The sequence below is a fragment of the Rhodococcus sp. MSC1_016 genome (assembly GCF_023667485.2).
Lineage (GTDB): Bacteria > Actinomycetota > Actinomycetes > Mycobacteriales > Mycobacteriaceae > Rhodococcus_F > Rhodococcus_F oxybenzonivorans.
In genome coordinates this window covers 899,782-921,715 of record NZ_JAMOZI020000002.1, presented here as the reverse complement: position 1 = coordinate 921,715, position 21,934 = coordinate 899,782, and the positions used below count along the sequence as shown (strand labels likewise).

At 64.0% G+C, this 21,934-nt stretch carries 18 protein-coding genes and 1 pseudogene; 7 read left to right on the top strand and 12 right to left on the bottom strand.

Annotated features, from left to right (window positions below):
• Window positions 1-31: 31 nt before the first annotated feature.
• The 6 genes from L1080_RS36660 to L1080_RS36635 form a co-directional block, all read right to left on the bottom strand.
• Window positions 32-1,081 (bottom strand): LLM class flavin-dependent oxidoreductase, encoded by a 1,050-nt coding sequence (locus L1080_RS36660; RefSeq protein WP_250773774.1) that lies wholly within the window; start codon window positions 1,079-1,081, stop codon window positions 32-34.
• Window positions 1,082-1,121: 40 nt separating this feature from the next.
• Complete coding sequence (locus L1080_RS36655) at window positions 1,122-1,895, bottom strand: SDR family NAD(P)-dependent oxidoreductase (RefSeq protein ID WP_250773766.1); 774 nt, start codon at window positions 1,893-1,895, stop codon at window positions 1,122-1,124.
• On the bottom strand, window positions 1,892-3,505 hold the full coding sequence (locus L1080_RS36650; RefSeq protein ID WP_208963884.1) for a class I adenylate-forming enzyme family protein: 1,614 nt from the start codon (window positions 3,503-3,505) through the stop codon (window positions 1,892-1,894). The genes L1080_RS36655 and L1080_RS36650 overlap by 4 nt, the downstream gene beginning before the upstream one ends.
• 20 nt (window positions 3,506-3,525) lie before the next feature.
• Entirely contained in the window at window positions 3,526-4,386 is an 861-nt protein-coding gene (locus L1080_RS36645) for a 3-hydroxybutyryl-CoA dehydrogenase (protein ID WP_284708385.1), read from the bottom strand.
• Window positions 4,387-4,461: 75 nt separating this feature from the next.
• Window positions 4,462-5,511, bottom strand: coding sequence for a 2-oxoacid:ferredoxin oxidoreductase subunit beta (locus tag L1080_RS36640; protein ID WP_308202178.1), 1,050 nt, complete (start codon window positions 5,509-5,511; stop codon window positions 4,462-4,464).
• 52 nt (window positions 5,512-5,563) lie between these two features.
• Window positions 5,564-7,411, bottom strand: coding sequence for a 2-oxoacid:acceptor oxidoreductase subunit alpha (locus L1080_RS36635; RefSeq protein ID WP_250773759.1), 1,848 nt, complete (start codon window positions 7,409-7,411; stop codon window positions 5,564-5,566).
• Window positions 7,412-8,303: 892 nt separating this feature from the next.
• Between L1080_RS36635 and L1080_RS36630 the strand changes: the two genes are divergently transcribed.
• The 5 genes from L1080_RS36630 to L1080_RS36610 all read left to right on the top strand — a co-directional run bounded on the left by L1080_RS36630 (window position 8,304) and on the right by L1080_RS36610 (window position 15,359).
• Window positions 8,304-9,569, top strand: a complete 1,266-nt coding sequence (locus tag L1080_RS36630) for an amidohydrolase family protein (protein ID WP_250773757.1) — start codon at window positions 8,304-8,306, stop codon at window positions 9,567-9,569.
• A 53-nt stretch (window positions 9,570-9,622) separates the two neighbouring features.
• Window positions 9,623-10,381 (top strand): class II aldolase/adducin family protein, encoded by a 759-nt coding sequence (locus tag L1080_RS36625; protein ID WP_250773755.1) that lies wholly within the window; start codon window positions 9,623-9,625, stop codon window positions 10,379-10,381.
• 175 nt (window positions 10,382-10,556) lie between these two features.
• Window positions 10,557-11,747, top strand: coding sequence for an ABC transporter substrate-binding protein (locus tag L1080_RS36620; RefSeq protein ID WP_208963888.1), 1,191 nt, complete (start codon window positions 10,557-10,559; stop codon window positions 11,745-11,747).
• Window positions 11,748-11,776: 29 nt separating this feature from the next.
• Window positions 11,777-12,655, top strand: coding sequence for a branched-chain amino acid ABC transporter permease (locus L1080_RS36615; RefSeq protein WP_208963889.1), 879 nt, complete (start codon window positions 11,777-11,779; stop codon window positions 12,653-12,655).
• 52 nt (window positions 12,656-12,707) lie between these two features.
• A complete protein-coding gene (locus L1080_RS36610; RefSeq protein ID WP_250773753.1) occupies window positions 12,708-15,359 on the top strand; it encodes an ATP-binding cassette domain-containing protein in 2,652 nt (883 codons plus the stop codon).
• Between the two features lie 1,014 nt (window positions 15,360-16,373).
• Here the strand turns inward: L1080_RS36610 and L1080_RS36605 are convergent.
• From L1080_RS36605 to L1080_RS36585, 5 genes are all read right to left on the bottom strand, one after another.
• The gene (locus L1080_RS36605) at window positions 16,374-16,997 is read right to left on the bottom strand and encodes a hypothetical protein (protein WP_250773751.1); all 624 of its coding nucleotides are present in this window, start codon (window positions 16,995-16,997) and stop codon (window positions 16,374-16,376) included.
• A gap of 69 nt (window positions 16,998-17,066) precedes the next feature.
• Complete coding sequence (locus L1080_RS36600; RefSeq protein WP_250773749.1) at window positions 17,067-17,726, bottom strand: hypothetical protein; 660 nt, start codon at window positions 17,724-17,726, stop codon at window positions 17,067-17,069.
• 452 nt (window positions 17,727-18,178) lie between these two features.
• A complete protein-coding gene (locus L1080_RS36595; protein ID WP_250773746.1) occupies window positions 18,179-18,397 on the bottom strand; it encodes a hypothetical protein in 219 nt (72 codons plus the stop codon).
• Window positions 18,398-18,471: 74 nt separating this feature from the next.
• On the bottom strand, window positions 18,472-18,783 hold the full coding sequence (locus tag L1080_RS36590; RefSeq protein WP_250773744.1) for an HAD family hydrolase: 312 nt from the start codon (window positions 18,781-18,783) through the stop codon (window positions 18,472-18,474).
• A gap of 234 nt (window positions 18,784-19,017) precedes the next feature.
• The gene (locus L1080_RS36585; protein WP_250773742.1) at window positions 19,018-19,488 is read right to left on the bottom strand and encodes a helix-turn-helix domain-containing protein; all 471 of its coding nucleotides are present in this window, start codon (window positions 19,486-19,488) and stop codon (window positions 19,018-19,020) included.
• 491 nt (window positions 19,489-19,979) lie between these two features.
• Here L1080_RS36585 and L1080_RS36580 point away from each other — a divergent pair, with 491 nt between their 5' ends.
• Both L1080_RS36580 and L1080_RS36575 read left to right on the top strand, forming a co-directional pair.
• A complete protein-coding gene (locus L1080_RS36580; RefSeq protein WP_250773740.1) occupies window positions 19,980-20,285 on the top strand; it encodes a hypothetical protein in 306 nt (101 codons plus the stop codon).
• Window positions 20,286-20,578: 293 nt separating this feature from the next.
• Window positions 20,579-20,870, top strand: a pseudogene (locus tag L1080_RS36575) (DUF4193 domain-containing protein).
• A gap of 168 nt (window positions 20,871-21,038) precedes the next feature.
• On the opposite strand, the gene L1080_RS36570 reads toward L1080_RS36575, so the two are convergent.
• Window positions 21,039-21,932, bottom strand: coding sequence for a TIGR03619 family F420-dependent LLM class oxidoreductase (locus tag L1080_RS36570; RefSeq protein ID WP_250773738.1), 894 nt, complete (start codon window positions 21,930-21,932; stop codon window positions 21,039-21,041).
• Between the last annotated feature and the right edge of the window lie 2 nt (window positions 21,933-21,934).

Below are 21,934 nucleotides of genomic sequence, written 5' to 3'. Positions count from 1 at the left end.
TTCCCCTCCGGCAGGTAGGCGTGGCCCACGCTTACCGCGGCGGCGGTTGGCCTTCCGCCGTGGCACGCAGGCCGGGCACGGTTAGCCTACCGAACGTCTGGATGGCGTCGAGCACCGCGTCGTGCGGCATGTAGGGGTGATAGAGGCGGAAGCACAGGTGCGAGTCGGTTCGGCCGGCGAAGCGCTGTTCGTAGGGCCGCAGGGCGTCGGTGACCTCGTCTACGGTGCCGATGAGATTGTACTGACGCACGGCCCCTTCCGGTGTGAGGTTGGCATCCGGCGCGACCGGATCACCGGCCTCCTCGGCGGCCCAGCGGGCGTGCACATCCTGGGTGTAGGTCATCCCTTTCCCGGCGATCTTCCAGCCGAGTTCCGGATCGTCGGCGATGAATCCCGATCGCAGTTGACCGAACGAAAATGAGTTCCGTCGCTCGTCGGGTGCCGATTCGAGCACGCGGGAATAGGTCGACATGATGGCGTCGAAGGGAGCGCACACCCCGAAGTAGCCGTCGCCCAGTCGCCCGGCGCGGGCGAGTGCCCGCGGGCCGGTGCCTCCCAACCATATGGGCGGGCCGCCCGGGGTGAACGGCTGTGGTCGGACGATCGCGCTGCCGATCTGGTGCACCCGCCCGTCGAAGGTGAATCGCTCACCCTGCCACGCGCGCCGCAGGACCTCGACGGTCTCCTCGAGCGCCCGGCCCCGAGTGGCCGGGTTGGCGCCGAAGGCCCGGAACTCGCTGCGCCGCCATCCCGTTCCCATGCCAAGGATGAAACGCCCGCCGGACATCTGGTCGAGGACCGCGACGTCCTCGGCGAGGCGGAGCGGGTCGTGGAAGGGCGCGAGGAGGACCGCGGTCCCCACGACCAGCCGGGTGGTGCAGGCGAGGATCGCCGACGCGAGAGGCAGCACCGAGGGCAGGTAGCCGTCGGCCGCCCCGTGATGTTCGCTCAGCCAGATCGAATCGAGACCGACCGCTTCGGCCAGCTTCGCCTGCTCGATGATCCGGGCGTACTCGTCCCGAAAGGTGATGTCCTCACCCGGCGGTACCTGCCCGGTATACAGGCCAAGTCCATACTGCATTGCGCTTACCTCCGCTGTTCGAATACCACTGTCAGAAAGCTCATTTTGATGGGGGCAGGGTGACCCAGCCGCCGCCGTGAACCGCAATCTCGGCACCGCTCACGTAGGAGGCGTCCTCCGAACAGAGGAACGCGACCACGGCAGCAACCTCATTGGGTTCTCCCCCACGGCGCGCCGCAATCGCCGCGATGTTGGCCTCGAGCACCGCCGGATCGACGTCACCGACGATGTCGGTGAGGATCGTCCCCGGCAGCACCGCGTTCGAGGTGATACCCCGACGTGACACCTCGAACGCCAAGCTCTTCGACATCGCCAGCAAGGCACCCTTCGAGGCGCCGTACCCACTGTCGCCGGGGCCGCCGGTCGCGCCGAGCACCGAGCTGATGAACACCACGCGCCCCCAACCGGCGTCGTACATGTGGGGCAGCGCCGCCCGGGTCACCGACCAGGCCCCGCGGACATTGGTGTCGAGCATTTGATCGAACTCGTCCGGGGTCTGTTTGATCATCGCCCGGGAACGCTGCACCCCGGCGTTGTTGACCACCACCAGCGGCGGGCCCAGCCGACTATCGGTTTCGCGGACGAGGTCCTCCCCCGCACCCTCCTCCGAGACATCCGCCTGGATAGCGACGGCTTTGCCGCCGTTCGCAATGATCTGCTTCACGATCGCCTCGGCGTCGGGCTTGGACCTGGCGAAGTTCACCGCGATGCTGTATCCCTGTGCGGCCAGGCGCAGCGCGGACGCGGCTCCGATTCCGCGGGAGGCACCCGTGACGAGCGCGACTCGTTCCTGCCTCTTGTTCGAACTGGTCATGACACATCCCTTTCGTGCGCTACCCAGTGCGGACGACGCAGCGCCAATTTGTCGATCTTGCCGGGCCCAGTGCGAGGCAGCTGGGTGTGAAATTCGTAGGAGCGGGGGATCTTGTAGCCGGCGATCAGCTCGCGACAGTGCCGGTCCAGGTCGGCCTCGGTCGTCGCCGAACCCGGGCGGATCACCACCGCGGCGTGCACCTGTTCGCCCCATTGCGGTGACGGAACGGCGATCACCGCGGCCTCGACGACGTCGCCGTGCTGGGCGAGCGCGGCCTCGACCTCGGCGGCGTAGACGTTCTCGCCGCCGCTGATGATGGCGTCCCCGGCCCGGCCGACGATGTAGAGGTACAAGTTCTCGTCGCGGTACGCCAGGTCCCCCGACCAATACCAGCCGTCCCGGAACCGTTCCCGGGTGACCTCGGGTTGCCGCCAGTAGCCGACGGCGAAGTTCGGTCCGCGGCCGACGATCTCGCCGATCTCGCCGACCTCACAGTCGGTGCCGTCCGGCCGGACCACCCGCACCTCGACGCCCACGACGGGGCGGCCGGCGGAGCGAAGGACCTCGCTGCCGAGCAGACGGTCTTCATTCGGCAGGAAGCTCAGAATCGGTCCCGCCTCGGTCATGCCATACGACTGGGTGAAGGAGCAGCCCAGCCGCGCGATGGCCCGGTCGAGCAGGGCGGGCGAAATGGGCGCGCCCCCATGCACCACGAGTCGCAGCGATGAGAGGTCGGGGACTCGGTCAATCCTGTCGAGATACTCGAGCAACAGGGTGAGCATGGTCGGTACCAGGAAGGTGCAGGTGACCCGTTCGGTCTCGATGGCGCCCACCACGGACTCCGGATCGAAACGGGGAATCACCACATGTCGTCCCCCGGCCCAGGTCATCGGGTAGGTCGACATCCCGTCGCCGAGGTGGAACATCGGCGAGCAGTGCAGATAGACGTCGTCGACCGCGTAACCGAGCCCGGCGATCATGTGCAGCGCGTTCGCAGCGAGGTTGCCGTGGGTGAGCATGGCACCCTTGGCGCGTCCGGTCGTGCCGCCGGTATAGAAGATCGCTGCCAGATCGGTCGAGCTCGGCTCCGGATCGCGGTCCGCGACGCCCTCGTCGGCCGGGTGCGCGAGCAGTTCCTCGAAACCGATCGCACCGGTTCCGGCGGACCTGGCAAGCGCTTCCGCGCGGGCCTGATGCGCCGGGTCCGCGACCAGGATCGCCGGCTCGCAGTCCTGCACCACCTTCAGCAGTTCCGCATCCGCGAGCCGCGCATTGAGCGGGACCAGGACGTAGCCTGCTGCCGGCACCCCGAAATAGGCGGCCAGATACGCCGCGCTGTTGGCCCCGAGGATCGCGATCCGGTCGCCCCGCCCCGCCCCGCGCCGCGCCAATCCCGACGCCAGGCGATCGCACCAGGACAACAGCTCGGGGTAACTGAGCCGGACGTCGCCGTCGACCACCGAGACCGAGGCGCCGTGCAGCCCCGCCGCTCGACGCAACGACCACATCAGGTTGGGGGCCACCGTGACCGCGGTACCGGCGTCGGTCGCATCGGGCAGCGACCACCGCACGTCCGGTGCCACACTCAGGGGTGGGGTGTTCTCGGGCATGGGCGTTCCTTCGGGTCCGGTCATTGCGCGTAGGTGAAGAAGCCGCGTCCGGTCTTTTCGCCGAGGAGCCCGGACTCGACCATGCGCAGTAGCAGCGGCGGCGGCGCGAACTGCGGGTCCCGGAACTCCTCATACATCGAGTTCGAGGCCGCCAGCAGAATGTCGAGGCCGACGAAGTCGGCGAGCGACAGCGGCCCGATCGGGTGAGCGCAGCCCTCCACCATGCCCTGGTCGATGTCGGCGGCGGAGGCGAAGCCTGCCTCGAGCATCCGGACGGCGGAGAGTAGATACGGCGTCAGCAGCGCGTTCACGACGAACCCTGCCCGGTCCTGGGAGCGGATCACCAACTTCTGCAGGTCATCGGTGGCGAAGCGCTCGACACGGTCGATCGTCGCCGCCTCCGTGTGCAGCGTGGGGATGAGCTCGACGAGGCGCAGCGCGGGCACCGGATTGAAGAAGTGCAACCCGACGACACGTTCGGGGCGCGTGGTCGCCGCCGCCAACTTGGTGATCGAGATGGAGGAGGTATTGGAGGCGAGGACGGCGGTGGGGCTGGTCACCACCTTGTCGAGCGCGGCGAACAATTCGCGCTTCACGGTCTCGTCCTCGACGATGGCCTCGATGACCAGCTCGCGGTCCTCGAGTTCCTCGAGCGTGCCCGTGTAACGGAGCCGGGACAGCGCCCCGGTGCAGTCGCCGTCGGTGATCTTGCCGCCCGCCGCCGCACGGCGGAGCGAGCTCTCGGTCCTCGCCCGTGCCGCGTCTGCCTTGTCCGAATCTGCCTCGCAGATCACAACGTCGGCCCCAGCGAGCGCGCAGACGCGCGCGATGCCGGTTCCCATGAGGCCGCCACCGACGACGCCTACCTGATCGATAATCAATTCTTGCTCCCTAGCTAGTGTTTGCAGATATCTGATTCACCCGACGGTCGATCACAATGACCCTCAGGCCGCGACCTAGTCCTGCTGCGGACCCACCAACCACGTGTCGTTTCCCGCGATCACCGTGGACAGATCGGGTGCGCGGCCCTGGGCCCCTGCCTCGACAATCTGTTCGTTGACCAGATCGTCGTAGGCGGGACGGGTCACATCCCGGAAGATACCGAGCGGAGTGACGCCGTCGGGCCGGTCCGCCAGGCGCGAAAGCATGAAGGCAAGCGACGAATCGTGCTCGTGGACATCGTGAACCAACACTGAGCCGGAATCCACGTCATCGAGCGCCACGACTTCCAACCCGCCGCGCGTGCCGGCTCGCAGGCCCCTTCTGGTCGTGGTCCCGAACACCATCGGTTCGCCGTGCTGCAGCCGGATGGTGGTCTCACCCCGGGTGTCGGGATTCTTCAGCGGGTCGAAGGCGCCGTCGTTGAAGATGTTGCAGTTCTGCAAGATCTCCACCAGCGCCGTTCCACGGTGCTGCGCGGCCGCCCGTAGGACACCGGTGAGATGGGTGCGGTCGGAGTCGAGTGTGCGCGCGACGAAGGTCGCCTCAGCACCCAATGCCAGAGATATCGGATTGAGGGGCCGGTCCACCGATCCGGCCGGCGACGATTTGGTGACCTTGCCCGCCTCGCTGGTCGGCGAGTACTGGCCTTTGGTCAGGCCGTAGATCTGGTTGTTGAACAGCAGAATCTTCAGATTCACGTTCCGCCGAAGTGCGTGAATCAAATGGTTTCCGCCGATGGACAGGGCATCGCCGTCCCCGGTGACGACCCACACGGACAGATCCGGGCGCGATACCGCCAGACCCGTCGCGATGGCCGGGGCGCGACCGTGAATGGAGTGCATCCCGTAGGTGTTGAGGTAGTAAGGGAACCTCGACGAGCAACCGATCCCCGAGATGAAGACCATGTTCTCGCGGGCCAGCCCGAGGTCGGGCAGTAATCCCTGAACGGCCGCCAGAATCGCGTAGTCCCCGCACCCGGGACACCAGCGCGCCTCCTGATCAGTCTTGAAGTCCTCGGACGTCAGTGTTCTGGTGGTGGCGGGAACCAAACCCAGGCCCGACATCGGAGTCGGCGACCGGATAGGGTTGTCGAACAGGACAGGGTTTTCGAGCATGTCAGATCAGCTCCTCGATCTGCGCGGCGAGTTCCGCCGAGCTGAACGGCAGGCCGCGGACGCGGTTGTATCCGACGGCGTGGACGTCAAAAGCGGCTTTGATCAGAATGCGGAGCTGACCGAGATTGAGTTCCGGGACGAGCACCGTGCGGTAGCGGGCCAGGGCGTCGCCGGTATTGGCCGGAAAAGGATTCAGGTGGCGCAGATGGGCCTGCGCGACGTGGCCACCGCGTTCGCGAACATCACGCACGGCGGAGGAAATCGCACCGAAGGTCGATCCCCAACCGAGCACGAGGACCTCCGCCCGATCACCCGGGTCATCAACCTCGAGAGATGGCATATCCGCCGCGACGCCCGCGATCTTGGCCGCGCGGACCCGCACCATCGCCTCGTGATTGTCCGGATCCGAGGAGATGGTTCCCCGGCCGTCAAGCTTCTCCAGCCCGCCGATGCGGTGCTCGAGACCGGGCGTGCCCGGCACCGTCCACGGCCTTGCCAGGGTCTCCGGGTCCCTCAGATACGGCCAGAACTCGCCGCCGCGGTTCGGCTCCGTAGCAAATCCAACTCGGATGTCGGGGAGATGGTTCAGGTCGGGCAACCGCCACGGCTCCGATCCGTTCGCCAGATGTGCATCCGAGAGGATCACGACCGGCGTTCGGTACTTCGTCGCGATCCGGACGGCCTCGTACGCGATCCCGAAGCAGTCCGACGGCGAGCGCGGAGCCAGAATCGGGACGGGCGATTCGCCGTTGCGACCGAACATCGCCTGCAGCAGATCCGCCTGCTCGGTCTTCGTCGGCATCCCAGTCGACGGGCCCGCCCTCTGAACATTGCACACCACCAGCGGCAACTCCAGAGCAATCGCCAGACCGAGAGCCTCGGCCTTGAGGGACATGCCGGGACCGCTCGTGGAGGTCACCCCCAGATGTCCACCGAACGAGGCGCCGATCGCTGCCGCGATCCCCGAGATCTCGTCCTCGGCCTGAAATGTGCGCACCCCCTGCGCCTGGTGGCGAGCAAGTTCATGCAGCAGGTCGGACGCCGGCGTGATGGGATAGGCGCCGAGGAACAACGGGATACCTGCCGTCTGAGTTCCCGCGAGAAGCCCATAACAGAGGGCAAGGTTTCCAGACACGTTGCGGTAGCGACCATCCGGCATATGGGCCGGACGAACCTCGTACCGGGTTGCGAAGGTTTCAGTCGTATCGCCGAACGCATATCCCGCCTGGAACGCGGCCACGTTGGCGTCGGCGATCTCCGCACGCTTGCCGAACCTGCGGCGCAAGTACTCGACGGTCGAGTCGGTAGGACGGTCGTACATCCAGCAGAGCAGGCCGAGCGCGAACATGTTCTTTGCGCGTTCGGCATCCTTGTTGCTGATGGGGAACCCGCGTAGCGCCTCCACCGTGATCGAGGAAAGCGGAATGGCATGCACGCGATAGCTCTCCAATGAGCCGTCCTCGAGCGGGTTGGTGCCGTATCCGACCCTTTTCAGAGTGCGTCGCTTGAACTGGTCGCTGTCGACGATGATCTCGGCCCCGGCCTCGAGGTCTCCGATATTCGCTTTCAGTGCCGCGGGATTCATCGCCACCAGGACATCCGGCGCATCCCCGGCCGTATGGATGCCGTGGTCCGCGAAGTGCACCTGGAATGACGACACGCCTGCGAGCGTTCCGGACGGTGCCCGAATCTCGGCAGGGAAGTCCCGCAGGGTAGCCAGATCGTTTCCGAAGAAGGCCGTCTCCCCCGTGAATCTGTCACCGGTCAGCTGGATGCCGTCGCCGGAGTCTCCGGCAAACCGGATGATCACATTCGATAGTTGCTCGGTGCCGACGGAACTGCAGTCCATAGGGGTCACCACTCCTCGCTGACGCGTTCAAACCATGCACCGTACGGCGCGACTATCTCGGTCATCGGTGGCGATCACCGAACCGAGCTCAGATGTGTGAAATCTATCTCCTTCCGAACGGAAGGTCAATGGCCTCGTATCGCGACTCGCGCACACGCCCCTCCTGTTGCAGCGGCCGCATCTCGCACCCGTTCAACAAACCAACACCTACACGCGACGCCCCGCCATGCACGGGACGCCGCGCCTTGGCTCCAGGACACGGTCGGTGACACCATCGGTTTCCACTGCTTGATCGCGCAGATTTCAGTGACAAGACGGCCGGATGCCCCAACGCCGATCCCGAGGCCCCACGTCATCGGTGCACCATCACGAACAAGCGCCTACGACGACTGTGTACATTTTGAACGCATCACATGCCGTCGCATTGCTGCATGCACCACCGCCGAATCGGACCGGTGTCAGTTCGGAATGAGATCTCCCCAGACCGACATGACCCCGCGCCGGATGGTTCCGGCCGACCTTGGCGGCGCCCGGGCGAGTCGCCCAGGCCCAGCGTTCTCGTCGGACACCCCGAGACAGAAGAAGACCCGCAGCCACTCATCCCGCGACCCACCCGGGTCACCACGATGCCGGGCGGCCCGTCACCGGTCGCGCTGCAGAAAAATTCAGGTAGTCAGGTCGCACGCGCGCCCTGGTGCTCCCTGCGCCTCGAAGTTTGCCGCCGACCCGAATGCCCTCGTGAACAACAGAATCCGTTGACAGCCTTACGACGGTCGTATACCTTCCAATCGTTAGGGCAACGTGATGGGGTTCACACTCCGCACTGCCCAAACGAATGAGAAAACTGGTCCAAAGTATCTCCGAGCGATATGTCGACCGAATGGAGTCAGTAATGGCGCTTGATATCCACAACCCGGATGTCGAAAGTCAGGGAAGAGGGCTCGTTCGGTCAGAGCCGACATTTCTACCAGACCCCGGCCCTCGGGAATTATGGTGCCCTCTCATCTCAGTGGACGATCATGTTCTCGAGCCCGCCGATATCTTCACCAGTCGTACAAGTTCGCGGTATCGCGACCTTGTACCAGCAGTTGTCCCCGACCAGGAGGGCATCCCGTATTGGCACATTGAGGACGACCGAATCCCCATGCGCCTCACAATGTGCGGAGCAGTCGGAAGGCCCATCGAAGAATGGAGCCTGGCGCCTCAAAAGTACCAAGACTTCCGGACCGGTGTGTGGGACGTTCATTCACGAGTCAAAGATATGGACCTCAACGGGGTATACGCATCTCTCAACTTTCCATCCTTCGTCTGGGGATTCGCCGGCAAACGGTTGAGCGGAATGCGTGATCGCGAGGTCGGTCTCGCCTCCGTTCGGGCCTACAACGACTGGATGCTCGAGGAATGGTGCGGCGCGTATCCCGACAGATTCATCTCATGCCAATTGCCGTGGCTCCTTGACCCTGAGATAGCCGCACTGGAGATCAGGAACAACAAGGAACGCGGATTCCAGTCGGTAACATTCTCGGAGAACCCCGAGGGATTGGGGCTCCCCTCCCTCTACTCCGAGTACTGGGACCCCTTCTTTCGCGCATGCGAAGAGACCGAGACCGTAGTCAACTTGCACGTGGGGTCCTCGGGATCGATCTGCCAACCGAGTGCGGCATCCCCTGCAGATGTCACAGTCGCACTCTTCCCGTTGAACTCCATACAGGCAGTGGTTGATTGGATCTTCTCCCGGATCCCACTGCGTTTTCCGAAGCTGAAGATCGTACTGTCCGAATCCGGCGTCTCATGGGTGCCGATGATCATCGAGCGACTCACGCGTTCGTACCGGCAGGCTGCCAGCTCGGAGACATGGAGCACGTCAGACCCGGACCCAGTCGACATCCTGCGACGAAACTTTTGGTTTACGTCGATAGAGGATCCAGCGGCATTCCGGATGCTCGACATCATCGGCGCCGAGAAAGTTATGGTCGAGACCGACTACCCGCATGCCGACTCCTCGTGGCCTGATTCGCAAGAACTCTTCAGTCGAGACATGAAATCACTACCCCGCGACACGATCGAGAAGCTCTGTTTCCGGAATGCGAGTGCTCTCTACCAACACCCGCTCCCCCCCTCGGCACTAATCGATTCATCGCTCATTTCCCGGCATTAACCGTCATCAAGGCCATCTACGACGCCGATTACCTTCCCCTGGAGTAGCCGATAATGCATACTCTCGACCTGCCAACTCCGCCCACATTTCTTTCGCTTGACGAGGAGAGAAATCATAGGAAGATTCGCCTGGCCGCAGCCTTCAGGATTTTCAGTAGGTTCGGCCTCGACGACGGAGTTACCGGGCATATCACCGCCCGCGACCCCGAATACCTCGACCACCTATGGGTCAATCCCTGGGGTATGTCCTTCAGCCAGATCCGCGCATCTGATCTATGTCTAATCGATGCGGAGGGAAACTTGGTCGAGGGCACAGCCCCCGTCAATCCAGCAGCAATCACGATACATTCCAGTGTGCACGACGCCAGACCTGATGTCGTAGGCGTCGCGCACAGCCACTCTCTGCATGGAAAGACGTGGTCCGCGTTCGGTCGAAAGTTGGATCCGATCACCCAGGATGCATGCGCCTTCTACGAGAGGCACTCCGTCTTTCAGCAGTACAACGGCGTCGTGCTGGACGACAGCGAAGGTCGCTCCCTCGCAGCCAATTTGGGTGCGAATCGCGCCGCGATCCTCAAGAATCATGGCATCCTGACGGTCGGCGCGACGGTCGACGAGGCCGCGTGGTGGTTCATCGCACTCGAACGCTCGTGCCAGGCACAGCTTCTCGCCCTAGCCGCCGGGCAGCCGGACTCCATTCCCGCGGAGACTGCTCGAGAGGTAGCCGCACTCTACGATCAGAGCGCTGGATGGTTCAATTTTCAGCCCATATTCGCGCGGATCATACAAGAACAGCCTGATCTCGCAGAATGAATTGCCCGATTCCCTGATCGGCAACTACGTACCCTCATCCAGGGGCGCTGATCACCCTGATCGGGGATCGTCGACCCCTCGAGCTATCCACCCCCGGTCTGCATACGGCGCGGGGGTCCTTCGACAACGACAGCTTTGCCATTCCGTCGGGAATGCGAACACGGAAGGTTGTGTCATGCTCACGTCCTCTCACATCAGCAGACTTGCTTGCGGGCTTACCACCGCTGCTCTAGCACTGACACTCGCCGGCTGCGGGGCAGCAAGTAACGCCGGATCACGAGGCGATGTCATCAAACTCGGTGAGACGAGTGGAATCAGTGGACCGGCCGGGGGCTACGGCAAGGCCCTGAGCGAAGGGCAGCAGGCGATCTTTCGGGCAGTCAACGATGCCGGCGGCGTGGACGGGAAGAAGATCGAACTGACACTGCTCGATGACGGCCTCGATGTGGCCCGCGCGGTGCAGAACGTGCGGAAGCTGGTCACAGACGGAAACATAGCGATTGTCGGCGGCTCTGGTTCGGGCTCGATCGATGCGATCGTCCCGGTCCTGGACAAGGCAGGCGTTCCCCTTCTCTTCCCTGCGAAGTCGAGTCCGGCCTTCGTCAACGCAGTAGTCCCACAGGCCTTCGCGATGGTTCCCACCTTCCCTGACCAGGCACACGCTCTGGTGTCCGCAGCGTACGAGAAGACCGGACCAGGAAGCGTTTTCCTTGTCCGCACGGTGTCCGACCAGAATGATCCGATACTGGCGAAGGTCGAGGCTGCAGTCCAAAATGGCGGTGGCTCATTCCTCGGCACGGCAATCGTGCCGTTCGGGGCCGACGTGACCCCCGTCGCACTCCAAGTCGCCGAGGCGAAGCCGGATTATGTTGTCTTCACCTCCGCTCCCGCTGAGACCACCAAGATCGTAAATTACCTCGCCGGCAAGGACCAGCTCCCGAGAAGGGCGATCCTCGGTACGACCTCGCTTCCCGGTGAGACCTTCCTGCAGGGAACACCGCGGAGCGCACACGAACTTCTCTTCAGCCTCGCTATCACCAAGCCACCCACGGACCCGAGCGCAGTCGATTGCCTGCAAGCGGTACGAAAGTACTACCCGGACTCACAGATCGACACAGTGACGACGTTCGGTTGCGCGATCGCGCAGGCCGTGGTCGCGGGACTCGAACTCGCGGGACCTGACCCAACCAGCGAGAGCCTGGTCACGGCACTTGCCTCCATGCAGGACCGTCAGGTGAGTCCCCTGATCCCCCCCGTGACCTTCTCTCGAGAATCGCACATGGGTCTGACTTCACTGCCCACAGTCACTGTCAAGGACGGTCAATACCAGGCAGCCGAGACCGTCAACGTACCGGTTCTGCCGTGAGGCTCACCCACCAAATATAGGAGAGTGTCATGGGTCTGTTCCTGGAAACGGTCCTGAGCGGCGTCACCGTCGGAATGCTCTACGGACTCCTATCCTTTGCGATGGTTGTGTTGTACAAGGCGACTGCCACCGTGAACTTCGCCCAGGGAATGATGGGAACCGCCGCCGCCTTCGTGGCCTTGACTGTCATGGTCGAGTACGGCGTCCCAGTTGGCGTGGCCATCATCGTCGGATTGTTGTTCAGCACCTTGTTGGGTGTTCTTACATTCTACGGCGTCATCCGCCCCAAGCCGAGTGCGGGTAAAACTAATGTGATCATCAGGACGCTCGCCCTCTCGCTGGTATTAGCAGCTTTCGTAGACCGGTTCAGGGGCGCCGGTCAGCCATTCCAATTTCCTCAACTTCTCAGCTCTGGCGGCTTCAGCCTCTTTGGGATCCAAATCAACTATTCACTGATACAGACGTTCGCCGTTGCAGGGGTTCTCCTTGGCTGCTTCAGTCTCTTTTTTCGATATACCCGAGCCGGTTTGCTCACACGCGCCATGGCCGAGTCCCGCGAAACGGTCCGGCTACTCGGTGTTCGTAGCGATCGATTATTTGCGATCGCCTGGGGAATCAGTAGTTTCTTGGCCGCGATCGTGAGCCTTTTATCCGCCAACCGTGTCTACGTCTCGACCTTTATGCTCGAAGGCTACTTACTCTACGCTTTTACAGCGGCGATCGCTTTTGGGCTCACCAGCCTGACTGGGGCGGTTGTCGGCGGGATCTGCGCTGGTCTTCTGAGCAATGTAGTCGCAACCTACTTCGGACCCGACGCGGCCAACCTCGTCATCTTCGCGGCGCTGATTGCCGTCCTCGTCATTCGCCCACAGGGAATTTTTGGAGAGCGGAGAGTACATCGTGTTTGAGCACTCGGTGCAGCGACAGTTACCGACAGCCGTATTACGACGGTATTCGGGCGTGGCTACGGCGCTTGTAACGCTTGCAGCCCTCGGGATGATCGTCCGCGACGCCTCCTGGCAGTACGTCCTGATACTCGGCATGGCCTGGGGCGCAGTAGCTGTCGGAATGAACCTCTGGCAGGGATATCTTGGCGAACTTTCGTTCGGACATGGGGCTCTAGTTGCAATCGCCGCGTATGCCTGGACCGTGGCGAGAACCGCCGGGCTGTCTCCCATAATTGCGCTTACCATTTGCGTAGGACTTACCTTGATTGCATGCGGAATTATCGGACTCGCGGTGGTCCAACTTTCACACTTCGGTTCCGCCGTTGTCACCTTCTTTCTGGCATTTGTGGTGTCGGCAGGTCTGCAGTCAAGTGCGTTCGTCAGTCTCACCGGCAGCCAATCTGGTCTACTCGTGCCCGATCTGTACGTTCTTGGTGTCGATTTCGGCAACGGCGTCGGCTTGTATTACCTCGCGTTCGGCTTTCTCGCTGTCGTTCTGCTTTCCTCCTCAAATTTCGGCGGCGGAAGACGCGGTCACGAACTTCGGCTAGTGCGGTCGAGCGAGCAGGTCGCGTCCCTACTCGGGGTCAGGATCAAGCAAGCCAAGTGGACCGCCTTTGTCTTCACAGGCCTGGGTGCAGCGTTGGCCGGGGTCGTCATTGCCCAGGCACTTACCGTCATCACACCAGATTCATTTTCCGCCGCGGTATCTATCACCCTGGTGGCGATGGTTGTCGTGGGAGGACAGGGAACATTATTGGGACCATTGCTCGGTGCACTCTTTTTTGCGGCACTACCCTCCATCTTTCAAGGCGCTCCGGAGAACCAGGCTCTGTACGCGAGCATCACTTTTCTTGTCTTTGTTGTGCTGGCTCCGGCGGGAATCCTGGGAGCCCTGTCCAGGTGGGGCGGTGCGACCACGAAGCGGCTACCAAGTCGTCCGCGAACGTTGACTGGCACGGGAGGCGAGTCCGGAAGCATGGAAGCCTGCGAGACCTCACCGGAGGGCGATCTCGCAGAGCTGGACTCTGGCCGGACGTTTGCCGACGAATGCGACGTGGCAGCGACTGCGGCCGCAATGGAGATTGCCGACGTGAGTGTCGCTTTCGATGGCGTACATGCACTGAGTGGAGTCGACATCACCGTGACCCAAGGACAGATCCATGCCTTGATCGGACCAAACGGTGCTGGTAAGACGACGCTGATCAACGCCATCACCGGTCTACTCCGACCGACGAGTGGAGAGATCCGAGTCAATGGCCTTGCAACTACCAAGCTGTCGCCACCGGAAATTCGTGGTGTTGGAGTAGGGCGGACCTTCCAGAATCCGTCGCTCGTCGACGATTTGTCCGCTGTCGAGAACGTCGCACTTGGACTCTTGAGCCAGCAACGGCGCTGGTTGCTCGTGGATCTGCTACGCCCTACTCTCGGGCGGAAAGCAGACGCCGATACTCGAGCAAGGTGCGAAGGGGCTCTGCGCCTGGTCGGGGTTGCAGAATCCACCTGGAACAAGCGAGCCGATGAAATCTCGCTAGCTGACCGGAAACTGGTCGACCTGGCTAGATCATTCGTGGCAGAGCCGACGATCCTGCTCCTCGACGAGCCCACTGCCGGACTGGGAGAACAGGAGATCCACATTGTTGAAGACGCGATACTCAAACTTCGTGCCAATGGACGCGTAACGGTCTTACTTGTCGCGCACCATGTCGCCTTTGTTCGGCGGGTGGCCGATACGGTCACCGTACTGGACGGGGGAACGGTACTGGCCTCCGGTCAGCCAGACCAGGTCACATCCGACGAGCGGGTACTGGAAGCGTTCGTCGGCAAGCCTGCCGAAGTGCTGCACCGGGAGGGTGCAGGTGGTTCCACGGCGGGGGAACCATCTCGCTACTCGTCGGTCGAACCGGCTGATAGCGCTCTGCCATACTCGGAGGCATTGCAGCTGACAATATCTCGCACAGATACGTCGTCGCAGGGGCTGGCAGTGACCGATCTGACCGTAGGATACGGGCCGGCGTGCGTCCTCGACAAGATCTCCCTGCGGGTCTCCCGAGGGGAACTCGTGGGGCTTACGGGCCGAAATGGTGCGGGGAAGACGACGTTGCTTCGAGCCCTGTCCGGAATGATCGGTCGCGGTGATGGCCTGGTCAACCTTGACGCGGTCACCGTTCCGCCGTCACCGGTGGACGCAGCCAGGGCTGGATTGATCCACGTGCCCGAGGGTAGGGGCGTCGTCGGATCACTGTCTGTGCTAGAGAACCTGCAGGTCGGCGCCTTGGCGATCGGGCACAAATTGACCAACGAAAACCTAGATCAAATCCTGAGCCGATTCCCTGCACTCAGACCACTATTGCAGCGCCCCGCCGGGTTCTTGAGTGGCGGCCAGCAACAGATGCTCGCGATAGCCCGGGGACTTGCCGCCAAGCCTTCCATCTTGATGGTAGACGAACTCAGCCTGGGGCTATCCCCCAAGGCCACCAGCGAAGCTCTGCAAGCGTTGGTGGGGCTTACCCGCGAGAGCGGCGAGGGTGTGCTTGTCGTTGACCAAAACATCCAGACCCTCGCAAGCGTCTGTGATCGGATGTACGTCTTACGGGACGGGTCTCTCGTCGAACTCGAGGGAGACAGCGGATCGATTCATGAATTGCAAGAAGTCTATTTCTGACGAGGCGACTACCCCCTACGACAAGGCAGGCACCCCTGCAAAGGCGCTATTTTATGTCATACGCCCAGGAGTAGGTCGACGGGAGCGCGATCGTCGCGGCGCTGACTGGTGATCGGTGTGAGGAATGCCTCGCGGCGCTCAGTGAGCTGTCCGAGACGATGGCCGAACTCGGCATCATGAAGGCGCTCGCTGAAATTGGATCTGGCGCACTTTTCGTGAAGGCGTTGGGCGTGTCGCCACGGTGCGCTGACCTGCGGCGGTGAGGATCGTCGGCGTGTGATTTCGAGGGCGTGGGGGCGTTGCTGCCTCACCTGGTTGGTGTCGTTGTCGCAGGGGATGCGTCGGGTCGGTTCCACGATCCGCATCGCCGCAGAACCGCGGCCTCGGCGAAAGCCGGGCGGTGAGCAATGCCCGGGTGGGGGTGACGGCGTGCTCGGGCCGGTCGGAGGGGCTGCGGGACAAGGCCGATGAGCCCGTAAAGACGCTTCGCCGCCGGCAACAACCGATGCTGACCGCATCGTCGGAGAACTTGCCGCCGCCGCGGCGACGAAGCCCAGTGGATCCTGGAGGCGGCCGCCGTCGCCTACCCGGCGCATCCACGCGATCACATCGAACACGCGGAGCGCGGAGATTTCCTCTGGGAAGGCCGGCCTCCTTTCGGATCGACAGCAACCCGTGATGTAACGCCACCTCGTCGACGCGAATGGCCTCCCGGACCGGGTTCACGTGCGCCCGCTCGGTACCCAGGACCTCACTAGCGACCGAGTCCGAAGATCGGATACAGCCCGGGGGTGCGGGTCATCAGCTTTTTCGCCTTCATCCCGGCCGATGCCATGCAGCGCCCAGAGGGCGGTTTCCAGGGCCCAGGCGGGCCATCCCGGGGACGAGCGGGTCCGGATCGCCGAACCAGGTCCCGATCCGGGTCCACCGCCCTCAGAAGGGCGGTCAGTCAGCGCCTCCCCCTCGGTGCCCAGAATCGCCCACGCCGCCCTATTGCGGGATCTTCCGCGCCGACTATCCCAACGTCAGAGTGAAATCATCGAGGAGCGAGGCAGTCACCGCATCCCGTGCCCACCCGTCGGTGTCGAGTGGTGCCGAGCGCACCACCGTCAGCGCCGGTGTCGTTCGTCCGTCGATCAGCATGAGCGCGAGTTCGTTTCGGCCGTGCCGGCACTCGTAGCGAAGGCCCTGCGCCGCCGGGGTGTTGGTCAGAATATTGGTTGCGGTCCGGCGAGTCTGCCCGTAATCCCGCCAGGTGCACGCCGTCAGGGAGGCGTCCTGGCCGAGCCGGATCAGGTTCCGCTGCCCGTCCAGGACTGCGATGTCGACGTCCTCGTCCAGCACCAGTTGCGCCAACGACTTGCCGGCCAGCAGCCGCTTGCGGATGATCAGATCCGGTGGGATGTCCTGGCCACGCAGAATCCCTTCGGCGACCACCGCGCCCACGGACAGCCCCAGATACAGGTACCCGCCCAGCGCGGCCCCACCCGGGCACACGGCCGGGTCGTGGACCGGCTCGAACCGCCCCTGCACCGGAATCGCGGTCGTGCGGGTATCGAGGGTGCGGGCATCGACCCAGGGCGCGATGTTGCTGCTGTTGAACGCATTCGGAGGATATGACGAGGATGTCCAGTGCACCCGCCACACCGGTGTCCCCGCCGCGATGATGTCGATGTTCGCCGGATTGCCGTTGTAGCCCCCACCCTCCTACATTCCCCGCTCGGCCGCGCTGATCATGTTGTCGACGGCGATCTCGGTCAGATCGCCGTCCTCGAGCTCCTGCAACGGGGTTCGGCCGTCGAGGATGTCGGAAGGGGTCCGCCACCAGGACGTGACCCCCCACGGATCCTCGGCAGCCCCCAACCTGCTGTTCGCGTACGCCACGATCGGCCACACCCGGTGGTGCACCGTATCGAACTGAAACGCCGGATAGTGATAATCGGGACGGCGCCCCAACGGCAAACCGAGCAACACACCCTCATCCCGCAACTTCTTCACCAGGGTCCGCGATTCCCGCGCCCGCGGGGCCAACACCCGGCCGGCCTCCCCGGCCTTGAGAGTGGCCACCTGCTCGAGCAACGACTGCCGCCGCTCGGCCGCCGCCCCCGCCAGGTCCCCGGCACGAGTCCCCACCGGGTCGGCGAACGCCTCATCGAGAATCAGCTTCGCGATCAGCGCCCACTCGCCTCGCGGCGCATTCCGGGTCACGTACTCCACGAACTCGCCCGCCACCTCCACACCACGGCCCCCACCGATGGGGTGGTCGGCGCTCAGCCGGTGACCACGCCCGGCAACCACCCGCGGCCCACCCCCGCTCTTCGCGGCCGGCGCCTTGATCACCATCCGCCGTGTCCGATTCTCCGCCATTCCACACCTCCGATACGTGAAGTACGTATCAGTAATCGTACTCCACGTACATGCCGTCAGCACCGACGGTGGCGGCTCGTTTCCGGCTTCCGCCGCACCCGGGCGCCGGTAGGGACGGTTCCGCCCGGCGATCTGGCGGAAATAGCGGCGTCATCGACCGGGCGTGCGGTGCGTCGATCGTCGACGCGCCACCCGGTGGACAGTGATGCGAGAGCGACTGAGTTTCGCGGCAGCGATCCCCTTGCTATCAACGGCAGCGACCACCCGGAGATCGTCTACTTCATTGGTCGGCACAGGTGGGTCGGCCCCGGAAAGTCCGCCACAACAGCTCAGCTGCCGGGCCTCCGGCCACCGCCGCGCTGCCGAGGCCCGGCACAGCACGGCGGCAGCGCCGCAGCCCTCGGGCTGCCGCTTAGCCGTGCCGGTCCACCCTCCCAGTCCGCAGGATCGGCTCAGTCGGCTCCCTGTGTCACCGTGCCGTGCCTGCGGTGCCGCGCACCCCTTTGGCCCTGCCTGCGCGGTTGGTGCATCTTGTGGCCGGTCGGCCTCCCGCCGGTCCCGGCGGTCAGCGTGGCCCGTAGCTCCCGCACCCGCAGCCCGGACAAGACGTCGAACGAGTGCGCCCGCACCCCGCGGGACCGCAGAAGCGTCCACGATTTCCGGTTCGTCATCGACGAACGACGACAACCACCGACCCACCGCCCGGCAATGACCCGCCTTGACCTCGACCCCGGAACGGTAATCGTCACGAGCCCGACACAACAGGGCTCGACCATCCGGAAAACCCGTTCTCGCTCAGCCACATCCGAGTCCGCTCCGCAGACGAAACGGGCCTGGTCGTGGAATACACCACCACGAACCCAAGACCGGCCACCGCCTCCATCACATCCCGACCCCGTTCGATAACCGCGGCCTGCCCGACGTGCTCGAAGAACCGCTGCCACGCCTGCCGGCGGTTCCCACCCGAAACGCCGACGGTCAAATGGTCGGCGAATTCCGATAGGTCCGCCAGCCCACCGTCGAGGTCGAACATCACGACCCGCTCGCTCCCGGTCACCTCACCGACCCTAGCCACCCGCCCGGCAGACATCACGGCGCCACGCCCACCCCGACGACGACCACCGGAACGACTCCGCGCGATACCAACCGAGCGCCCTCAGAGAACAGCCGTATCGGGGATGCCGCACACCCATTCATGGTGCTGACGTCGGACTTGGTGCACAGCGGGCACGAGGCAAGGAACCAGCGGCAACTGCGCGGCGACCCTTGCTACGCAGCGGATCCGCGGCGTTCACGCAGACCGCGCCGCCTGCTCGAGGGCGTCCTTGTTTCGTTCCACCAGCCGGCCGACCTCGTCGTCGTGCAGCAGGCCTCGGTAGTAGGCGCGTTCGATCTCGTCCCAACTGCCGGGCACGTATGCATCCGCCGAGATGCCGCCGCTGACCGGGACCCGGCCGAAGGTGAAGTGCCAGTCCAGCAGAACCTGCATCATCTCGTCGTCGCTGATCTGGCCTGCGGTGCGGCGGTCGATGACCTCGGTCGGTGTTCGATCGAGAAGAGCCGGATTTTCCAGCACCGTGCGCAGCATCCGATGAATCGTCGGTTGCGAGATTCCGATGCGCTCATGGATCACCCGCTGGGTGATGTGGGCGGCATTCGCCTCGGCCACCGCCCGCAGAACATCGAGGTCGGCGACCCGGCGCCGTGCGGCCGCCGCATCAAGTGCCGCGACAGCCTTGTGGTCGAGGGTGTCCACAACCACGGACCTCCTGATTCATTTTGAATCATACCGCTACAGGTCACCCCTAGCGGTCCGACACCGTCCGCCCCCTCGCCGACGCCGACCCTACCGGCATTCGGGGGCGGCAGCCCTTCGAAGCCGACTCGATTGACGCGCCGGGGTATCGAGCCGGATCACCGGACGTCGATCCGGACACCCCGACCCCGTGCAGAACGTAGGCCGGCACGCCCCGCACCGGATCGGCTGCAATAATGCCCGGGGTAATTACTTAGCAAAAAGAGTTAGCACTCTTCTGGCGCGAGTGCTAGATTGTCGATGAGGTCCAGGTCACAAGCCGGAGACCTCGACCGAGCCGCAAAGACCCCTGCACTCTGAGCACGGAGCCTTGTTCAGCAGCCTCGACAACGCCGCGCGAGTTCGTGGATCGAACAGTCCCGACGACACCCCCGCTCTGGTGCAGCGGACACGCGCGCCCGCCCGCCGACCCACTCGTCACCGCTTGAAGGAGGACCATGACAGTCGCCGTTCCCCGCCTGTGTTCCTCCGTCGACGGCAACAAAAAACGGACGCAGCATTGCTCGCGGTTGCCCGCCGTGTCGATCGCCCTAGGACTCCTGTCCGTTGCGTCGTTCTGGGTGGTCGGGCTCGGCTTCCTTCTGGGAGTGGCCGCGGTGGTCTGCGGCGCCGTCGCCACCTCACGGTCCGCGGTGGCCGACGACGAGGCGGCATCGTTGCGGGCCCTACTGGGCGTCGTTGCCGGCGCCGCGGGGATCACCGTCTCCGCGATCGCCCTGTTCCCCATGCTGGCGCACCTGTAGATTCCCGCCCTGGCCGCTGCGTATGCGTCGACATCCAGATCGACCGATCACCGCACCAGCCAGCCAGCCAGCCACGTAAAGATCTAGCGCTGCCACCTGTCCCGACCCCGATACAAGCCAATTTCGTTGACAGCAAGCGACAACGGGACAACCCTGCGGCCACCGAACCGAACCGACGGAGCACGATCCACGTCCGCTTAGGATCGAGCGGCAGCCGCCCGGTTGCATCGTGCCCACCGCACCTCTCCTATCCTGGCGAGTCCGAACACCCAGAGCATGAGGACGACACAGCCATGGCCACCGATTACGACGCCCCCAGAGTCACCGAATCCGACGAGGCGGACACCTCCCCTCGAACAGCTGACCGCCAGCCGCAAAGACACCCAGTCCCCCGTCGTGGACGTCGAGGACACCGACACAGCCGAATCCTTCGAACTGCCCGGCGCCGACCTGTCCGGCGAAGAACTCACCGTCCGCGTCATCCCCAAGCAGGCCGACGAATTCACCTGCACCAGTTGCTTCCTCGTCCACCACCGCACCCGCCTCGCCGACCCCGCGCAGCTGATCTGCCGGGACTGCGCGTAGGGACACATCGATGACCCGAGGGCCATGGGTCAATCGGGACACCGCGAAACACCGGGCACGCCTCCCGAAACTCCGCAGGCCAGACGCATCCGGGGGCGGCGCACTCGACCGCCGATCAGTCTCACCGGTGCCTGCCCCGCTCCGCGCGGTACGCCGACCAATTCCAGTTCAACCGGTTACCTGACACTCCCGGAGCACACCCAGATCGTCGGCTGCCCTCGCGAGATTGGCGCGCCGCTCTTCGATTGTGGCGCCCTTCCAGAGCGTGTCCGCCCACACGACCAGGTTGGTCATGCCGTGATCGTGGTACCGCTGTAGCTCGGATACTTTCGTTGCGTCGACACGAACGAAGCAATCGAACTTATTCGTTTTTCGGTACTTTTCACGGCACCGTGTTATTTCCGTGACCAGTTCCAGCGATCCCTCGAACGACGGCGTGCCTGACGTGAACCATCCGTCTCCCAGCCTCGCGGCGCGGTCGAGCGCCTTGGGTCCGTTTCCTCCCAGTATGACGGGGATGTCCACCTGCCGCGGATGCACTTGTACGGAGCCGATGTCGAAGTGCTTGCCATTGTGCACGAACGGTTCGCCGGACCACGCCGCTCTGAGCACCTCGATGCACTCCTCTGTTCGCGACATCCGCGTCGTGTACGGCTGTTCGAGGGCAGTGAATTCTTCCTTCAACCATCCTGCACCGACGCCGAGTAATACTCGGCCCGCGCTCAGTTCCTGGACGGTGATGGTGGTGCGCGCGGTGAGCAAGGGATGGCGCAGTGGGGCCAGGTACACGGCGGTGCCCAGTCGGATACGCGTCGTCGACGCCGCGATCGCCGCATGCACCACCCAAGGGTCGATCAATTCGGTGTTCGTGGCCACGATTGGGCCGGCATGGTGCCTGTGTGCCTGGGTCCCGTCGGTCGGGTGATCACTGCCATACCCGGTCGGATGGAGAATATGTTCACCGAGCCATAGCGCATCGAATCCCAGTTGGTCCGCTGATATCGCCAACTCCAGCAGTTCGCGACCGTTCATGCCGAACGCGCACAATCCAAGTGAGGTCACTG

What these genes read in the sequence shown, in the direction of transcription:
- L1080_RS36660 (WP_250773774.1), bottom strand. Translation starts at nt 1,081, where the DNA reads ATGCAGTATGGACTTGGCCTGTATACCGGGCAGGTACCGCCGGGTGAG.
- L1080_RS36655 (WP_250773766.1), bottom strand. Translation starts at nt 1,895, where the DNA reads ATGACCAGTTCGAACAAGAGGCAGGAACGAGTCGCGCTCGTCACGGGT.
- L1080_RS36650 (WP_208963884.1), bottom strand. Translation starts at nt 3,505, where the DNA reads ATGCCCGAGAACACCCCACCCCTGAGTGTGGCACCGGACGTGCGGTGG.
- L1080_RS36640 (WP_308202178.1), bottom strand. Translation starts at nt 5,511, where the DNA reads ATGTCGGGCCTGGGTTTGGTTCCCGCCACCACCAGAACACTGACGTCC.
- L1080_RS36635 (WP_250773759.1), bottom strand. Translation starts at nt 7,411, where the DNA reads ATGGACTGCAGTTCCGTCGGCACCGAGCAACTATCGAATGTGATCATC.
- L1080_RS36630 (WP_250773757.1), top strand. Translation starts at nt 8,304, where the DNA reads ATGGCGCTTGATATCCACAACCCGGATGTCGAAAGTCAGGGAAGAGGG.
- L1080_RS36625 (WP_250773755.1), top strand. Translation starts at nt 9,623, where the DNA reads ATGCATACTCTCGACCTGCCAACTCCGCCCACATTTCTTTCGCTTGAC.
- L1080_RS36620 (WP_208963888.1), top strand. Translation starts at nt 10,557, where the DNA reads ATGCTCACGTCCTCTCACATCAGCAGACTTGCTTGCGGGCTTACCACC.
- L1080_RS36615 (WP_208963889.1), top strand. Translation starts at nt 11,777, where the DNA reads ATGGGTCTGTTCCTGGAAACGGTCCTGAGCGGCGTCACCGTCGGAATG.
- L1080_RS36600 (WP_250773749.1), bottom strand. Translation starts at nt 17,726, where the DNA reads ATGGCGGAGAATCGGACACGGCGGATGGTGATCAAGGCGCCGGCCGCG.
- L1080_RS36595 (WP_250773746.1), bottom strand. Translation starts at nt 18,397, where the DNA reads ATGACGAACCGGAAATCGTGGACGCTTCTGCGGTCCCGCGGGGTGCGG.
- L1080_RS36580 (WP_250773740.1), top strand. Translation starts at nt 19,980, where the DNA reads ATGACAGTCGCCGTTCCCCGCCTGTGTTCCTCCGTCGACGGCAACAAA.